Origin of the sequence: uncultured Cardiobacterium sp. (genome assembly GCF_938028185.1) — a bacterium.
In the GTDB taxonomy this organism is placed as follows: domain Bacteria; phylum Pseudomonadota; class Gammaproteobacteria; order Cardiobacteriales; family Cardiobacteriaceae; genus Cardiobacterium.
In genome coordinates, this window is sequence record NZ_CALJAH010000022.1 from 1 (window position 1) to 16,479 (window position 16,479).

Consider the following 16,479-nt stretch of genomic DNA (forward strand, 5'->3'; position numbering starts at 1 on the left):
TTCAGCGGCGCGCCTTGTACAGAACTTTGTGAGTATCGCTATAAAAAGAAAGAATCCCCTCCCCCTGTGGGGAGTCCGGGAGTGGGGTTAAGCATTGCTGCCGCTGATGTTTTTGGCGGTGGGACAAGCCCCACCCTACGACGCTGCCAAAACGTCAATCGCCGCCCAAATACCCGCCGTTCTACCTCCCTCTATGGGGAGGGCTGGAGGGGGATTTGAACAGGTTCTCAGTAGATACCGCTGGCGCGCAGTTCTGCTTCCTGGGCGGCGGTGAGTTCGCCCACCGGAATTTTGCCGTCGCCACCGGGGATTTCGACGATGTAGGTTGGCATGGCGATGCCGGAGAGGCGGCGGCGCAAGGCGCTGACGATGGCGCGGCCTTCGTCAAGGGAGACGCGGTAGTGGCCGGTGCCGCGTGCGAGGTCGAGGTGGTGCAGGTAGTAGGGTTTAACACCGCAGTCGAGCAGGTCGTTCATAAGATTGGCGAGGGTTGCCGCGTCGGCGTTTACGCCTTTGAGCAGCACGGTTTGCGCGTAGAGCATCACGCCGCGTTCGCGCAGCAGCCGCAGCGCCGTGCGGGCGTTGGCGGTGAGTTCGGCGCTGTGGTTGCTGTGGACGACGAGGTGCAGGCTTTGCGGCAGGGCAGTCAGGGTATCGAGCAGCGCGATGGTGATGCGCGCGGGCTGGACGACGGGGATGCGGCTGTGGATGCGCAGGCGGCGGATGTGCGGCAGGTCATGCAGCGCGGCGAGGCATTGGCGCAGTTTTTTGTCGGAGAGGGTCAGCGGGTCGCCGCCGCTCAGGATGATTTCTTCGATTTCGTGGTGCGCGGCGAGGTAGGCGGCGACAGCGGCGGTTTCGCGTTGGCGCAGCGCCTGGCCACGGCGGCCAATGTGTTCTTTGCGGAAGCAGAAGCGGCAGTAAACGGCGCAGACGGGCGAGATTTTCCAGAGGACGCGGTTCGGGTAGCGGTGGACGAGTGAGGGCAGCGGCGAGTGTGGCGCGTCGCCAATGGGGTCGGTCAGTTCGCTCGCGGCAATGGTGAGTTCGCGCGCATCGGGGATGAACTGGGCGGCGATGGGGTCGCCGGGGCTGTCACTCATCGCGTCTGCCATTTCGCCGGTCATGGCGTACTGGTATTCGGCGAGCAGGCGGTACAGGGTGGCGGGGGTGAGGTTGGCGCGGCGGGCGAGTTCTTCGGGGGTCATGGGGTCTGTTTGCTGCAACACGCCCGTTCAGGCCGGTTTTTCACCATGTCTGCAGGGCTTTTTTCGCGTCGGCGTTGTCTTGTGCCGCAGCTTTTTCGTACCATTGTCGCGCCTGCTGGTAGTCCTGGACGACGCCCAGCCCGTAGCGGTAGTGGTTGCCGAGGTTGTAGGCGGCGCTGCGGTTTTCTTTTGCCGCCGCTTTTTGGTACCACGCCCGTGCCTGGGCGTAGTCTTTGCTCACGCCTTCGCCTTTTTCGTACAGAACGCCGAGGCTGCATTGTACGCTGGCGTAGCCTTGTGCGGCGGCTTTGTGATACCACGCGGCGGCTGTCGCGGCATCGGCGGGTACGCCTTCGCCTTTTTCGTACAGGACACCGAGGCTGTGTTGTGCGGCGGCATCGCCTGCGTCGGCAAGTGTCTGCATCGGCGCAAGGTTGCCCGCGTCAATGGCGGCGACGGCTTCTTTCCAGGCGGGCTTTTCGGCGGCGTGTAGCGGCAGCGTGGTCAGGATGAGCAGCAGGGTCAGGATTGGTTTTTTCATGGGTTGTCCGGGTTGGCGGTTTGGCGCGGGTTTATTCGTCAGGTTTGAGGCGGAGGATGTAGGCTTTGTCGCCGCGCTCGTTTTGGTATTCGGCGAGGATGTCGAACAGTTCGAGGTCTTGTGGTTCGTTCTGTTTGCGCCCTTTGATGTGGACGAGCAGGTCGTCCGGGGTGAGGTCGTAGTAGGCTTGTAGCGGGTGTTCCATGTCGATGTAGGCCGGGCCGTCAATGAAGGGCGGGCGGCCGCTGTAGGCAAGCACGGTGAGGTTGTTGCTGTAGATGGCGCCCATCGGCGGGTGATGCCGCGCCCATTCGCCCGCTTTGCGCAGGTAGCCGGGTTTGGGGCCGAAGGTGATGATGCTCGCCAGCGCACAGGCGATGAGCAGCCAGATGAGGACAAGGCGGCGTTCGGGCGGGATGCGTGTGCTTTTGCCGCGTTGCAGGGCGTCATAGACGATGCCGGAAACGAGCCAGAGGGTGAGCATGGTGAACGGGGTGTAGAAGAGGTCGCTCGACAGGGTGCCGTAGTAGAGGTAGGCAAAGGCGGCCATGCCCCAGAGCCAGGCAAGGGCGCAGGCGAAGAAGCCGCGCACGCGCCGTTCAAGGACGCTGCCCGTGGCGCGGTTGGGCAGGAGTGCGCTGAAGGCGAGGATGGCGATAAGCGGCCCCATGATTTTGAGCGCGTTCAGGGCGACGAGGACGAGCGAGACGAGGTAGCCTTCGCCGATGCCGAGTTCGACCGGGTTGTTGGCGTTGATGAGGAAGGCGAGTTCGTTTCGCTTGAGGTCGATTTGGTGCAGGATTTCCGGCAGCCAGCCGCTGGCGGCGTTATGCCATTGGGGAACGCAGGCGATAACGAGGGCGATGAGGGAGTAGTAGGCGAGGAGGAAGCGGCCGCGTTCGCACAGGCGGCGGCGCCAGTTGCCGCTGCCCGGCCAGAAGAGGAACAGCAGCGGGAAGCCGCTTGCCCAGAAGGCGGCGATGGGGACGAAGAGTGCCGCGGTCCAGGCGGTCGCCGCCCAGGCGGTGAAGGCGAGGTGGATGTGGTTTTTGTAGTGGGCAAGGAAGAGGTAAAGGCCGGCGAGCCAGAGGATAAGCACCGGCTGGAAGCGACTGATTTGCAGGCGGACGTCGTTGTATTCGGGGTTGAAGTTGAGCAGGAGGAAGAGGAGAAAGGCGGTTTGCGGGCCGATGCCGATGAGGCGCGACAGGCGGCAGTAGAGCCAAAGCGAGAGGGTTGACAGGATGGCCATGATGGCGACGGCCAGGTTGGGGCTGTCGGCAAACGGGGCGAGCAGGCGCGCAAACAGGGTGGGCGCCAGCGCGGTGGTGATTTCGTGGTGGATGGTGGTGGCGAGGCGCGCCAGTTCGGGGGCTTCAGTGAGCGGGACGAGGATGCGGGTGATGCGGGCTTGCGGGGGATGGCCGCTGCGCCAGAGGGTTTGCAGGGATTCGACGTCCAGTACGCGCCCGCCTTCGAGCCAGATCCAGAGGCAGGTGATGAGGGAGAGGGTGATGATGAGCAGGCTTTGTTGGCGGCGGTCGAGCCAGATGCCGTGCCAGCAGGCGGCGAGGGTGCGGCGCATGGTCAGTTTTTGAAGCGGAATTCCCAGCCGAAGATGCGCTCGCTTTTCGGGTAGTTGGCCGGGTCGCGGATTGGGGTTTCGAGGTATTCGCCGATGCGTTTGCCCACGACTTGCGGCTGGAAGGTTTTGGCGCGCGAGATGGCGTGCTGCGAGAGGCTGGTGTGGCGGTGCGGCTGGGCGAGGATGTTTTCGACGAGCGGCGCGAGTTCCTCGGTTTTGTTGAAGAAGACGACGTCGTGCATATCGCGCCAGCGGTAGCGCAGGCGGATGTCGTTGCCCGGATCGGGGGTGAGGACGACGGCGCCGCAGGCCATCGCCTGAATCATCGGCGTCGGGTCGTAGTGGTCGTGTTCGGGGATGTAGAGGAAGAAGTCTTCGCGTGCGACGAGACCGCGGCTCATGTCCTGCCACAGGGTGGTTTTGTCGAGCGGGTTGAGGCTGAGCGGTTGTGCGGCAAGCGCCGCGCGCAGGGTTTCTAGGGTGTCGCCGGGGCCGTCGTAGATGTGGCAGGTGGGGACAGGGCTGGTTTCGGGGCGGGCGAAGAAGTGTTCGGGGTCGTAGATTTGCGGTACCCAGAAGATGTCGTGTCCCTGGCCGCTGTATTCGGTGGCAACGGCAAGGTCGTTGCCAATCCAGCGCAGCCACGGCATGACGAAGAAGTTTTCTTTCATTTTGCGCCGGGCTTCGGGCGGGTCGTATTCGAGGCGCAGCATCGTCAGTGATGGCAGGGTGCGGAGGAAGCGGGTGTGGCTGCTGATGTAGTCGCCGTTGTACGCCAGCACGATGCGGTCGTAATGCTGGAGTTTGACGAAGTGGCTGAAGAATTCCGGCAGGGCGGCGCTTTGTTTGTCGTTAAGCGCGTAGAGGTCGCAGGTGCCCACTTGTACGCGCAGGGCAACGTACAGACTTTGGAGGTAGGTGGGTGAGTCTTTGGGGGCAATCAGCAGGACTTTCATTATGTTATAGCGGCTTGTAATTCAACAGTTTCAGGCTGAAGCGGCTTTCGCCATCCTTGAGTTGTTGTAATTTTACCAAACGGAGCGGTTCTTCGGCGAAGTATATTTTGGTCTGGCGGTTGCCACTGGTTTGCAGGAAGACTTTGATTTTGAGGGTTCTGCCGTTTTTGTTGTCCTGCCAGGTTTCGTCCGGCAACTGGCTCACCTGGTAGCTGCGCACGCGGTCTTCGTTAATGAGGGTGTAGTTGTGCTCGCCGATGTGGCCGCGTTCGACGTCGAGCAGGCTTTGTACGACGAGGGCGAGGATGTCCAGCGCCGGGTCGTTCGGGTTGACGCGCAGGGTTTTGTTTTGCGCGCCGACGATGGCCTGGATTTCGCCATTGACAGCGTTGGCGTAGTCGTAGGAGATGTGCTGGTTGTCGTTGCCCTGCATATCGCGGCGGTAGTAGGTGGGGATGACGCGGTCGCCGGCGATTTTGCCTTCGGCTTTTTCGCGGATTTGGCCGAAGCCGAGCATTTTTGCGGCGAGCGATGGAGTGCCGTCGGCGGTGACGCGGTAGCTGCGTTCGGTGAAGACGGCTTCGTGCCGCACCCGTCCGGCACCGACGCCACGCACGCTGAGGTCGTATTCGGCGATGTAGCTTTGCAGCGCCTGCGCGCCAAGGCTGGCGGCGAGGGCGAGGAGGGCGAGGAAAGGGCGGAGGGTGTTGGTCATGGCGGTTTTCCGGTGGACAAGTTAAAGGCGGCGGATTGTGCCATAGCGCTCCGCCGCCACGCGATTAACGTTCGTTATTTGGCGAGCAGCGCCGCGAGTGCCGCGCCGGGGTCGTCCGCCTGCATCAGCGCGCCGCCGACAAGGAAGGCGCTGACGCCATCGGCTTGCAGCGCGTCAATGTCGGCGCGGGTATGGATGCCGCTTTCGCTGACGACGAGGTAATTAGTGGGCACCATCGCCTTGATGCGGCGGGTGGTGTCAAGCGAGACGGAGAAATCGTGCAGGTTGCGGTTATTGACGCCAATCACGCGCAACGGCAGCTTGAGCGCGCGTTCGCATTCCGCTTCGTCATGCACCTCGACCAGCACATCCAGCCCCAAATCGTGGGCGAGGCGGGTGAACGCCGCCAGTTCATCATCGGAAAGCGCGGCGACAATCAGCAGAATCGCATCGGCGCCGAGCGCGCGCGCTTCAACAATCTGGTATTCATCAACAATAAAATCCTTGCGCAACAGCGGCAGGCCGACCGCCGCGCGAATCAGGCGCAAATAACGGCCACTGCCCTGAAAATACTTCTCGTCGGTGAGCACGGACAAGCAGGTCGCGCCCGCCGCCGCATAACTTTCGGCAATCGCCACCGGGTCAAAACTGGCGCGGATGACGCCCATGCTCGGCGACGCCTTCTTCACCTCGGCAATCACCGCCGTGCCGCCAATGGCAACGCGCGCCTGCAACGCCTTCATAAAACCGCGCGGCACATCATTGCTGGCGCTGATATTGGCGACCAGCGTATCCATATCGACCCGCTGCTTCTGCGCCGCGACCTCCTGCCGCTTGTGCGCGAGAATATCATCCAGAATCGTCGCCATCGCTCACACCCCCTTGAGCCGCTGCGAGCAGGCGGCAATGCGCTGCAACTGCGCCGTGGCGCGGCCATCGCGCATAATCGCGCGGGCAAGCTCGACACCTTCGGCAAAACCGGCGACCGCCCCGGCAACATAAAAAATCGCCGCCGCATTGAGCGCGAGCATATCAAAACCGATGCCCGGCTCGCCGCGCGCGAACACCGCCTCAATCAGCGCCAGACTGTCGGCGGCGCTCTTCACCTGCAACGCGCTGTGGTCGCGGTAATTCATGCCAAAATCGGCAGGATTGACCGTATATTCAACAATCTCGCCATCGGCGCGCAGCTCCGCCACATCGCTCGGATGCGTGACGCTGAACTCGTCCAGCCCGTTGTGCGAATGCACCGTCAGCACCCGCTCGCCGCCGAGCGCGCGCGCGACCTCGACCATCGGCCGCAACCACGCCTTGCTGAACACGCCCAGCATCTGATACTTCACCCCTGCCGGATTCGACAGCGGCCCCAGCACATTGAACACCGTGCGGATACCAATCGCGCGCCGCACCGGCACCACATGGCGCATCGCATGGTGATACGCCTGGGCGAACATAAAACCAAAATTCGTTTCCTCAATGCACACCTTGACCTGCGCCGGTTCCAAATCCACCACCACGCCCGCCTGGCGCAACACATCGGCGCTGCCGGAGGCGCTGCTGGCGGCAACATTGCCGTGCTTGGCGATTTTCACCCCGCCCGCCGACGCGACAATCGCCGCTGCGGTGGAGACATTAAAAAGACTGGCGCCATCGCCGCCGGTGCCGACCGGATCAACCAGCACGCCGCCGCCCAAATCTGCCGGTTTCGCCAGCTCGCGCATCACCTGCGCCGCCGCCGTCACCTCGGCGACCGTCTCGCCCTTGATGGTCAGCGCCGTCAAAAACGCGCCCACCGCCGCCGGATCGGCCTCGCCCTGCATCAGCGCCAACATCACCTCGCGCATCATCGGCGCAGGCACATCCTGCCCGCGCACCAACAAATCAATCGCAGCCTTCATCAAAAAAACTCCTTAAATAAAAACCTGTTTCCAGTCGCCGGATTGTAACCCGCGCAGCGACCAATCACCAACCTGCACCCGCACCAGCCGCAGCGTCGGCAAACCGACCGCCGCCGTCATCCGCCGCACCTGACGGTTGCGCCCCTCGCGGATGGACAACTCCAGCCACGCCGTCGGCACCGACAGGCGGAAACGCACCGGCGGCACGCGCGGCCACAGCGGCGGCTCGGCAATGACTTTTACCCCGGCGGGCAACGTCCGCCGCGCCTCGCGCTTGCCCTTGTCCTTGAGCAAAACCCCGGCGCGCAACTGCGCCAGCGCCGCATCATCCGGCACCCCTTCCACCTGCACCCAGTACGTCTTCACCCACTTGAAACGCGGATCGGCAATGCGCGCCTGCAAACGGCCATCATCAGTGAGCAACACCAGTCCCTCGCTGTCATAATCGAGCAAACCTGCGGGATAAACACGCGGCACATCGACAAAATCGGCGAGCGTCGCCCGCCCGGACTTGTCGGTGAACTGGCAGAGGACGTTGAAGGGTTTGTTGAAGAGAATGAGCCTGCTCACGCCAACCCCGCCAACGCCTGCGCTGCCGTCGCATTACCCTGCGCCGCTGCCTTTTCCAGCCAATAGCGCGCCTTCGCCTTGTCCTGCGGCACGCCGTTACCGTCGCGGTAACACACCCCCAGGCGGATTTGCGCCGGGACAAAACCCTGCGCGGCGGATTTCTCATAAAACGCCAATGCTTGCACCCCATCGCGCGTACCGCATTCGCCCCGCTCGCACGCCAGGGCAAAATTAAATTGCCCTATCGCATCACCCTGCGCGGCAGCCCGCGCAAACCAAAAATCCGCCATCTCGTCGCTGCTCATCCCATTATCCATAAAGCCATGCGCTGACATTTGCCGCTGGAGACAGCCAAAAGCATTCTGCGCGGGCGGATAATCCATTTCCGCCAATTCCTGCAACATCCTGCGCGTCATCGAAGGCGGTTCCAGCGGACACGACGGTGCATAAGCCTTTTCCCTCCCATAATACATTTGCACAATATGCAAACGTGCCAGCCATTCCCGCTTGTCCCATACCTTGCCCAACGCCAACTCTGTCTGAAAATGCGTTGCTGTCATGACCACGCCATCCACATACATTAATGCCAGCAAATACCAGGCATCTGCATCGCCGCCTTCCGCCAATGCACGCATTTGCGCAAAAGCCGACAAACGGTCGCCCGCCTGATGCGCGACAAAAGCCTGCTGCCACGCCGGCAAATCCTTTTCCCTAACCAATGACGGAAATACCGCATCCACCCGCGGCAACACGGGCGAAATCATGCCCAAATAATCCGGCTGCATATCTGCCAGACACAAACCATTGGCGAATAACCCTTCCGCAGCATTATCCGTCGTCCGCTCCGGGGCAGATTCGGCAAAATCCCTGACATACAGCATAATGCCATTTTCCCGCAGCGCGAGGCGCTCAAGAGAATGCTGCACATATAAAGATTGCCGCTCATATATCGGATCATTTTTCAGGGTCAATGCCTTTTTGTACCAATAACGCGCCAACCGGTTACTCTGCACTACTCCTTTGCCAAACTCATAAAACATCCCCACATGGTGCATCGCATCCACTTCACCTTTGCCTGCCAATATCTTGTATAGCGCATAAGCCTTGCCATAATCATGCGGCGTGCCTATACCACGCAAAAATATATGTGCCAAATGAGATTGCGCATAACCGCTATCCTGCATGGCGGCCATTTCATACCAGTAAATGGCCATCGCATCATCACGCGGCACACCATAACCATGAGCATAAACAAATCCCATATCGCATTGTGCATCTGCCAATCCCTGTACTGCCGCCTTTTGATACCATTTTGCCGCTTCAATTGTACTCTGCTCGACACCGTCTCCATAATAATAAAGTTCGCCAAGACAGTGTTGTGCTTTTGCATCGCCATTTTCCGCCAATGGCAACAATAATGCGGCCATCTTTTTATAATCGCCATTTTCTTGCGCCAGCTCGATTTGCTGCCAGCTACCTTCTTCACACATCAATCATTCCCTCCATTCTGTTTTTACCGTTATGCTTGCGCATGATGGCGGTTTTTATGCCACCACCGTTGCCCGCCCATATTGACGATCCGTTGATACATACACGAAGGCGGGGGAGGAGTATGTATAGCCATCCCCGCCACTTCCCCTATCATAACCCGCCCCTGCCGACGGCCACCGTTTTCCATGCCTTATCCCCTCACCCCGCTTGACCGCACCCTGCTCGCCGTCACCGCCGGTATCGCCTGCGCCTGGCAGTTCGCGCCGCCGTTGTGGCTGCTGCCGCTGGCGCTGCTTCTGCTCTGGCCGCGCATAAGCCGCTACCTTGCCATCGCCCTGCTCGCCGCCTTGTGGATGCACAGCCCGTGGCAGTTCACCGCGCCCGTCGCCGTGGACACGCGCTGCGCCGCCACCCTGCGCGTCGCCGATTTTCCCCTGCGCAATTACCCCGTCGGCAGCCGCTTTACTGCCACCATCATCGCCCCCGGCGATTGTCCGCTCGCCACAGGCGACCGCCTCACCGTCAGCGATTATCAGCCCGTCGCACATCCATTAGGCGAAACCCTGCGCGCCCGCCTGCACCTCAAACCGGGCAGCGCCAGCCCCGCCGACCAGCGACAACGGCTGCGCGGTTACGCCACCCTCGACAGCGCTGAAGCCGTTGCCAACGCACCCGTGCCGTGGACGCTGCGCCAGCGCCTCGCCCTCGCCGACCGCATCGACCGCATTTTTCCGCCCGACCAGCGCCCGTGGCTGCGCGCGCTGCTGCTCGGCGACCGCAGCGGTCTCAATGCCGACGCACAAAATCGCCTGCGCCGCAGCGGCACCTCGCACCTCATCGCCATTTCCGGCCTGCACCTCGCCCTCATCGCCGGGCTGATTTACCTCGTGTTGCGCGTGCCGCTCGCCAGCCTGCCGCCGCGCTGGCGACACGGCATCGCGCCGCGCACTCTTGCGCTGCATGGCACCCTCGTCGCCAGTCTGCTCTATGCCCTCCTCACCGGCGCCGCCGCCCCGGTGTTGCGCGCCTGGGTGATGCTCGCCACCGTCGCCCTCTGCTGGCACGCGCCGGTGTTGGGCAGTGGTCGCGACGCGCTCAAACTCGCCGCCCTCGCGCTGCTGCTGCAAAACCCGTGGCAACTGGGCGCAGCGGGCGCGTGGCTCTCCTTTGCCGCCGTCGCCATCATCCTCTACAGCCTGCCGCTGTGGCGCAAACTGCGCCCGCTGAAACAATGGCTGCTGCTGCAAGTTCTCATCACCGCCATCCTCACCCCGCTCGGCTGGGCGCTCTTTGGCGGCATCAGCCTGATAGCGCCCGCCGCCAACCTCGTCCTCATCCCGTGGCTGGCGCCAGTGCTGACCCTCGCCATCCTCGCGCTGCTGTTGCCCGTTTTCGCCACGCCTGCCAGTTGGCTGCTTGACCACTACCTGCGCGCGCTGACACAACTCGCCCGCCCTGCCCTCGCCTACCTCGAACCGCCGTGGCAGCCAACTACCGCCACCGCGCTGCTCTTTACCGCCGCCTGCCTGCTGATACTGACGCGACGGCGCACACCGCTGCGGTTTGAAAATATGAATGAATTTTCCATGAACGACGCCCGTTGGAAGACCGGAACCGCTCGCGATTGCACACTTCGCCCTGCGAACGCCCATCGAACTGCCCCCTCCCCCGTGGGGGAGGGTTGGGGTGGGGGCAGCAAACAATCCGCATCAGCGACGGCCTATAAACAGCCTCCAGTCCGCAAACCGTCAATGCTATTGCGGCAACCCGCCCTGTGGTTCGCCCTCACCCTCGCCAGCGCCCTCATCACCACCTTTGCCCCGGCGGGCGACTACCACGCGCCGAACGGCAGCGCCATCCTGCGCGCGGACGGCAAAACCGTCATCGTCAATACCGGACTGCGCCACCGCAACCTGGGGCGCGACGATGCCGCGCGCTACCTGCTGCCCGAACTGCGCCGCCACTACCAGCGGCCGGACGCCATCATCCTCACCGGAAAAAGCCTGCGCGATACCAGCGCGTTGAAGACGCTGCTGGATGCCTGGCCGGAGACGCCGGTGTACAGCACCGTCATCAATACCGCCCTGCCCTACCCCGTCATTTATTGCCCGGCGCACAATCCCGCCGGGATTACCTTTATCAAGACGGATGAGGGCTGCACCGCCCGCTTTGGTGACACCCCGCTCACCGCTCCGTAAGCGCCTGTTCAAAATGCTGCTCATCCGCACGAATTTGAATGGTTGCGCCCGGATTGTTCTCTCCCTTGCACAGTATAGCCATCCACCGAAAGTTTCAGACAAGGCGCGTCGCCGAAGACAGTACGCAGTTGTACGGCGCGGGTTTCCCTAAAAAATGGCTCCGCCATTTTTTAGGGTGCCCAGTCAGGCGACGCAACACCGTATGAGGCTTTCGGTGGATGGCTATATCTGCCATAGGGTGTGCCTCGGCGCATCAGCCGGGCGATATGGCTCACGCCTTGATGACCCGCACCCGCGCCCGTTTTTCGTGCGCGGCGTAGCTGATGTTGGCTTTTTCGCCCACGGCAGGGACGCGGGCAAGCGCGCTTTTTTCATGGATTTGGTAGTAGCGGCTGCCGTCGGCGACGTGCTGCACGATGATGTCGCTATCGGCGAAGACCACGCGGCCGCGGCAGGGGGCGGCGGGTTTTCCGCTTTTGAGGACGGCGTCCGGGTTTTCTTGCCGCAGCAGGGTCAGGATGTGGCGGTATTTTTCTGTTTCTGTATCTCCGCCAGCGCCCACGCCGACGCCTGCTGCAAGTCTTGCCTGAGCGATGCGATTTCGGATGGTGTCAAGATCAGCGGCGGCGCAGAGGTGGGCGGCTTCGGATTGGGTGAGTCGGTCGAGCTCATAGTGAAATTCCTGTTTCCAGTAGGTATTGAGGGCGTCGCCGTGTTTGGCGTGCAGCGCGGCGAGGGTTTGCGGGGTGGGCGCGAGTGGCAGCGAGTAGTGCTTGGCGCTCATGACGACGACGCCGAGGACGCGCCCGCCACGGTTTTCGATGTGGCCGCGCAAGGCGGCGAGGGTGCCGCCCTGGGTCAGGGTGTCATCAACGAGGATATAGCAGCAGCCGGTCTGGACGGCACCATCGAAAGCGGGCGGAAAGGCGAGGCGGTGATTGGCGTTGCTGCCGGTGCGGTGGGCGCGGCTGCTTTGCACGATGCCGGTTTCGACCGGGTTGCCGCCGAGGCCGTCGGCGAGGAGGTGCGCCAGCATCAGCGGGATTTTGTTGCGCCCGCCCTGTTCTTCGGCGTGTACCGGGACGATGCGGGTATCGGGCGTGGGGCGGAAGCAGGCGGCAACGGCGGCGATGGTTTCCGGCTTGAGCAGGCGTTGTACGAGGCGAAAGGCGGCGGGCGCTTCGCCTGCTTTGGCGGCGGGGTAGTCGGGCAGGGCGGCGAGGCTGTCGATGTAGCCGTTGCGGATGGCGGGCGGGAAGCTGCCCCACGGGGCGCGTTCGGAGCGGTAAGGCAGCATGGTCAGAGCAGGTCGGGTTGGGTAATGACCGCCCGCACCGGCGCGTAACTGCGGCGGTGTTCCGGTGTCGCGCCGAGGCGGGCGAGGGCGGCAAGGTGCGCCTGGGTGCCGTAGCCCTTGTGTGCGGCGAAACCGTAGCCGGGATAGCGCGCCTCCAGCGCCAGCATTTCGCGGTCGCGCGTGACCTTGGCGACGATAGATGCGGCGGCGATGCAGGCCTCGCTGGCATCTCCACCGACGATGGCGCGGGCGGGAATAGCAAGCGTCGGCGTGAATTTGCCGTCTATCAGCACCTGCGATGGTGGCGGATTGAGCGCAGCGAGGGCGCGCTGCATGGCGAGCAGCGTCGCGTGGTGAATATTGAGCATGTCGATTTCGGCAGGTGTTGCCGCCGCCGCGCTCCAGGCGACAGCTTGCGCGGTGATGGCGGTGTAGAGTGCTTCGCGTTGGCGCGCGCTCAGTTTTTTGCTGTCGGTCAGGCCGGGCAGGTCGTAGTGCGCGGGCAGGATGACGGCAGCGGCGATAACGTTGCCGACCAGCGCGCCGCGTCCGGCTTCGTCCACCCCGGCAATCACACGGACGCTCCGGGGTGGCTGGTCATGGCGCGCCAGTTGGCGGCGAGGATGAGCAGCGCCGCGGCGATGATGATGCCGTAGGAGATGGCGCCGTCGCCCAGTTCGTAGGCGGCGCGACCGCCGGGATAGGCGGTGCGCGCGGTGTTGGCGATGGTGTGGCAGAGGATGAGAATGGCAACGGCGCGCCCGGCGCGGTTGTACAGCCAGACGTAAATGACGCGCACGGCGACGGTGCCCGCCAGCCCCCAGAGGATAAGCGCGGGCGACTGGCCGATTTGGATCATCGAGCGCAGATGCCACAGCGCCCACGGGATGCCGATGATGAGCGCGGTGGCGAGTGGGTTGTAGCGCTGTTGCAAGGCATCGGTGGCGTAGGCGGTGTAACCGAGTTCTTCGACGATGGCGGCGAAGTAGAAGACGGCGACGGCCAGCAGCAGCGCGGGCGCAGGCGCGGCGGGCAGCGGTACCGGCAACCCGACGGCGCGCATCGCCAGCCAGGTGAGCAGGTAGAGTGCCGGAAAGAGGAGGATGGCGAAGGCGAGCCAGCGCCGCGCGTTGATGCGGCGGTAGTCGTGGGCGCGCGCCAGCAGTTGTCGCGCCGCTGCGCCGCCGCCTTCGCGGTAACGCAGGATGAGGGCGGCGATAGTCGGGGTGAATGCCGCGCCGATGTCGGTCAGCGGCAGATTGTCGGGCAGGCCGCCGCGCGGAATGTATCCGGCGATAAGCCAGAACGGCGCACTCATCAGGTACACCAGCAGGAAGTATTGCCAGGGGTGGGCGGGTTTGGGGGTCATGGGCGATCTCCGTGGTTGGGGTGGATGGGTAGTGTGTCGTCGGTTACGGCGTAGTCCGCACCTCATTCAGGCAGAACTGCGCGATGATGGCTTCTGCCGCGCGCGCCGAGACGTTGGCGGGTAACTGCGCGGCGACTTGGGCAAGCGCTGTGCGTTGTGCGTCAGCGGCGGGGGCATTCGTGAGCAGCGGTGCCAGTTCGGCGGCGAGCCGCGCCGGGTTGCAGTCTTCCTGGATGCACTCCGGCACGATGTCCGCGCCCGCGAGCAGGTTCGGCAGGGAGAAGCGGTTGATTTTCAAAAGACGCAGCGCGCGCGCGATGGCGGCGCTCAGCGGGTGGACGCGGTAGGCGACCACCATTGGCCGCGCCAGCAGCGCCGCTTCCAGGGTGATGGTGCCGCTGGCTAGCAGCAGCGCGTCGCTGGCGCTCATCAGCGCGGCACTGTCGGCGTCAAGCTGGTGCACATCGGGCAGGCGGGCGAGCAGCGCGGCGCTTTCGTCATCCGGCGGGTGGCGCAGCGAGAGCACGGCGTGCAGCGCGGGGTTGTCTGCTTTCAGACGCTGGTAGGTGTGGAGGAAATCAGGCAACAGCCGCCGGATTTCACCCCGGCGCGAGCCGGGAAAGAGGCCGAGGATGGTCGCATCGGCGGGGAGATTCAGCGCGGCACGGGCATCGGCAGCATCAACGGGTTGCAGGCGGTCGCGCAGCGGGTGGCCGACGCAGACGGCGGGCACGCCGTGTTTGTCGTACACCGCGGTTTCAAAGGGAAAGAGGCAGAGCATGAGGTCGATGCAGCGGCGGATTTTGTGGATGCGCTTTTCCTTCCACGCCCACAGCGACGGGCTGACGTAATGCACGGTTTTGACGCCGCGCGCGTGCAGCGCCTTGGCGATGCGCAGGTTGAAATCGGGCGCGTCGATGCCGATGAACACATCCGGCGGGTCGTCCGCCCAATGGGCAAGCAGCGATTTCTGCGCGGCGAGGATGTCCGGCAGGTGGCGCAAGACTTCCACCAGCCCCATCACCGCGAGGCGGTTCATGTCAATCAGCGAATCAAGTCCCGCCGCCTGCATCGCCGCGCCACCGACGCCGCTGAAGCGCGCATTGGGCAGGCGTTCGCGCAGGGCGGCAAGGAGTGGCGCGCCGAGCAGGTCGCCGGAGGTTTCGCCCGCGAGCAGGGCGATGTGCAGGGGTTTGGTCGTCATGGTTGTCCGGGTTGCGGGGATGGCGGCAGGATAGCGGCATGGGCGGGTTTGTGCCAGGGGAGCGTGGGCGGGGCGCATTTTTTATGCTGCCCGCGGGTGCAAACGCGTATGCTTGCCCAGAGAACTTACAGCTTTGAGGAAATTCAATGATGCAACCTGACTCCCGCAACCGCTACGGCACTATTAGCCGCTTTCTGCACTGGAGCATGGCGCTGGGGATTGCGCTGATGTTTCTGCTGGCGCTCGCCTGGCATATTGATGCGCGCTGGCGGGTACTGGTTCCCGCACACAAGGCGCTCGGCACGGTGCTGCTAATGTTGCTGCTGTTTCGCATCATTTGGGCGATTGCCAGCGAAACCCGTCCGGCCGCTGGCAATCGTGCGGTGCGATGCGGTCATTTCGCGCTGTATGTGCTGATGCTCACCGTGCCAGGCATTGCGCTGCTGCGCGATGCAGCCCGCGGGCGCGACGGTAACGCGGAGAATGCGCTGACGCATTTTGGCGATCTTTGGCATGGGCGTAGCGCGTGGTTTTTGCTGGCGCTTGTCGTCGGGCATATTGCGATGACGGTGATTCATCAGCGGCGCGGCGAGAAGGTTTTGCAGCGTATGGCGGGGCGGCAACCGCCTGCAGGCGGGGATGACAAGGGGTGAGAAAAGACCGCTGCGGCGGTTCTTTCATCTCAATCCCTGAAAAAATGGGAAACAGCCTGTTGTTTGGCTCGTGGTTGCGGGCGGTTACGCTCGTTCCTCGCTACGGGCTGTTTACAAGCAGTCGCTGACGCGGATGGTTTGCTGCCCCCGCCCCTCCCCCACGGGGGAGGGAGCAGTTTGGTGGATGACCGCAGAGCAAAGCCCGCAACGGGGCAGGGTTGAAATGTAAACAGCCCCTAGAGGCTGTTTGCAATTTGAAAAATCCCCCTCCCCTGCAGGGCGAAGCCCGCAGCGGGGGAGGGTTGGGGAGGGGGTGAGCGATATTATTGATGAGCCGAAATTCCAATTTTTCAATTGTTTGCTGCTCTCACCCCAGCCCCTCTCCCAGAGAGACTGGAACAGCTCGCGCAGCGAAAGAGGGGCTTACCCGCCGAATTGTAAACAGCCCCTAGTACGAAGTCCGTCACCGCCCGAACGATAGCAATTGCGCCACTGCCAGCATCGTCTGCGGACGTCCGCCAAACAATCGCTCCTGCAGGGGTTAGGGCAGCAAATAACCCGCGCAGCAATCACAAAAAACATCAAAAAAACACACCAAACCATTGCGGTATCGTGAAAATAGCGTAACAAGTCATCGCCCTACATATTCGGGAAGGTCGGATAAAATCATTACAATACAAAGTATTGCCTAAAGTTATCGCACGCCCTGCGTGCAGTCGTATTTCTTAACCTTTCGCATTTGGTCTTGCCCGCGTCCCCAAAAATAGCTATCTTCGTTATCGGACAAACCAATC

15 protein-coding genes are annotated in these 16,479 nt (G+C 62.9%); 2 read left to right on the plus strand and 13 right to left on the minus strand.

Translation table 11 applies throughout. The annotated features are described in order from the left end of the window. Positions 1-227: 227 nt before the first annotated feature. The 9 genes from Q0349_RS00790 to Q0349_RS00830 form a co-directional block, all read right to left on the minus strand. The gene (locus tag Q0349_RS00790) at positions 228-1,208 is read right to left on the minus strand and encodes a KamA family radical SAM protein (protein ID WP_298078854.1); all 981 of its coding nucleotides are present in this window, start codon (positions 1,206-1,208) and stop codon (positions 228-230) included. Positions 1,209-1,248: 40 nt separating this feature from the next. Then, positions 1,249-1,749 carry a tetratricopeptide repeat protein gene (locus Q0349_RS00795; protein ID WP_298078856.1) on the minus strand — a complete coding sequence of 167 codons (501 nt, stop codon included), beginning with the start codon at positions 1,747-1,749 and terminating at the stop codon, positions 1,249-1,251. Between the two features lie 31 nt (positions 1,750-1,780). Further along, positions 1,781-3,334, minus strand: a complete 1,554-nt coding sequence (locus Q0349_RS00800) for a hypothetical protein (protein ID WP_298078857.1) — start codon at positions 3,332-3,334, stop codon at positions 1,781-1,783. A gap of 2 nt (positions 3,335-3,336) precedes the next feature. Further along, positions 3,337-4,290, minus strand: coding sequence for a glycosyltransferase family 1 protein (locus Q0349_RS00805; RefSeq protein WP_298078858.1), 954 nt, complete (start codon positions 4,288-4,290; stop codon positions 3,337-3,339). A 4-nt stretch (positions 4,291-4,294) separates the two neighbouring features. Next, a complete protein-coding gene (locus Q0349_RS00810) occupies positions 4,295-5,005 on the minus strand; it encodes a DUF3108 domain-containing protein (RefSeq protein WP_298078859.1) in 711 nt (236 codons plus the stop codon). Positions 5,006-5,079: 74 nt separating this feature from the next. Beyond that, complete coding sequence (trpC, locus tag Q0349_RS00815; RefSeq protein WP_298078860.1) at positions 5,080-5,874, minus strand: indole-3-glycerol phosphate synthase TrpC; 795 nt, start codon at positions 5,872-5,874, stop codon at positions 5,080-5,082. 3 nt (positions 5,875-5,877) lie between these two features. Further along, on the minus strand, positions 5,878-6,903 hold the full coding sequence (gene trpD / locus Q0349_RS00820) for an anthranilate phosphoribosyltransferase (protein WP_298078861.1): 1,026 nt from the start codon (positions 6,901-6,903) through the stop codon (positions 5,878-5,880). 12 nt (positions 6,904-6,915) lie between these two features. Beyond that, positions 6,916-7,473, minus strand: coding sequence for a pseudouridine synthase (locus Q0349_RS00825; RefSeq protein ID WP_298078862.1), 558 nt, complete (start codon positions 7,471-7,473; stop codon positions 6,916-6,918). Continuing rightward, complete coding sequence (locus Q0349_RS00830) at positions 7,470-8,963, minus strand: hypothetical protein (protein WP_298078873.1); 1,494 nt, start codon at positions 8,961-8,963, stop codon at positions 7,470-7,472. The genes Q0349_RS00825 and Q0349_RS00830 overlap by 4 nt, the downstream gene beginning before the upstream one ends. 186 nt (positions 8,964-9,149) lie before the next feature. Here Q0349_RS00830 and Q0349_RS00835 point away from each other — a divergent pair, with 186 nt between their 5' ends. Then, on the plus strand, positions 9,150-11,162 hold the full coding sequence (locus Q0349_RS00835; RefSeq protein WP_298078864.1) for a ComEC/Rec2 family competence protein: 2,013 nt from the start codon (positions 9,150-9,152) through the stop codon (positions 11,160-11,162). 271 nt (positions 11,163-11,433) lie between these two features. Here the strand turns inward: Q0349_RS00835 and Q0349_RS00840 are convergent, their stop codons facing one another. From Q0349_RS00840 to lpxB, 4 genes are read right to left on the minus strand one after another with little or no spacing between them, the layout of a single operon-like run. Then, positions 11,434-12,459, minus strand: a complete 1,026-nt coding sequence (locus tag Q0349_RS00840) for a phosphoribosyltransferase (protein WP_298078865.1) — start codon at positions 12,457-12,459, stop codon at positions 11,434-11,436. Between the two features lie 2 nt (positions 12,460-12,461). Next, on the minus strand, positions 12,462-13,034 hold the full coding sequence (gene rnhB, locus Q0349_RS00845; RefSeq protein WP_298078866.1) for a ribonuclease HII: 573 nt from the start codon (positions 13,032-13,034) through the stop codon (positions 12,462-12,464). Then, entirely contained in the window at positions 13,031-13,828 is a 798-nt protein-coding gene (locus Q0349_RS00850; protein ID WP_298078868.1) for a type II CAAX endopeptidase family protein, read from the minus strand. Before Q0349_RS00850 ends, rnhB begins: the two co-directional genes overlap by 4 nt. A gap of 43 nt (positions 13,829-13,871) precedes the next feature. After that, on the minus strand, positions 13,872-15,032 hold the full coding sequence (gene lpxB, locus Q0349_RS00855) for a lipid-A-disaccharide synthase (RefSeq protein WP_298078870.1): 1,161 nt from the start codon (positions 15,030-15,032) through the stop codon (positions 13,872-13,874). Between the two features lie 146 nt (positions 15,033-15,178). On the opposite strand from lpxB, the gene Q0349_RS00860 reads away from it, so the two are divergent. Beyond that, the gene (locus Q0349_RS00860) at positions 15,179-15,685 is read left to right on the plus strand and encodes a cytochrome b/b6 domain-containing protein (RefSeq protein WP_298078871.1); all 507 of its coding nucleotides are present in this window, start codon (positions 15,179-15,181) and stop codon (positions 15,683-15,685) included. Positions 15,686-16,479: the final 794 nt, after the last annotated feature.